General features: G+C 49.9%; 1 protein-coding gene. It reads left to right on the forward strand.

Going from position 1 to position 351, the window contains the following annotated elements; all coding sequences use genetic code 11:
* The coding region (locus A9G25_RS12910; RefSeq protein WP_176701127.1) for a hypothetical protein at window positions 1-351 on the forward strand (351 nt) is incomplete at both ends.

The raw sequence follows: 351 nt of genomic DNA on the forward strand, positions 1-351 counted from the left end.
TATTAATGCCTCGGCGAGCAAAACGAAAATGGACAGCAACTGGCAAAGTGTGACCGACCAATCGGGCATCTTTGCCGGCAGTGGTGGCTATGACATTAAGGTCGGGAACAACACCGACTTAAAAGGGGCGGTGATATCATCAGAAGCGAAAGACAAGAGCCAAAACCGCCTTGACACAGGCACAATCAGCTTTAGTGATATCGAAAACAAAGCGGACTACCAAGTCAGTAGCAGCAGTGCAGGGGTAAGCTCTAGCGGCATGCCATCGATGCCAACCAGTCGCAATAAAAACGAAAGCGAGCATTCGACGACGCATTCAGCGGTATCGGAAGGGACGATAATTATCCGCAA

The sequence above is a fragment of the Gilliamella sp. Bif1-4 genome (genome assembly GCF_001690535.1).
GTDB classification, from domain to species: domain Bacteria; phylum Pseudomonadota; class Gammaproteobacteria; order Enterobacterales; family Orbaceae; genus Gilliamella; species Gilliamella bombi.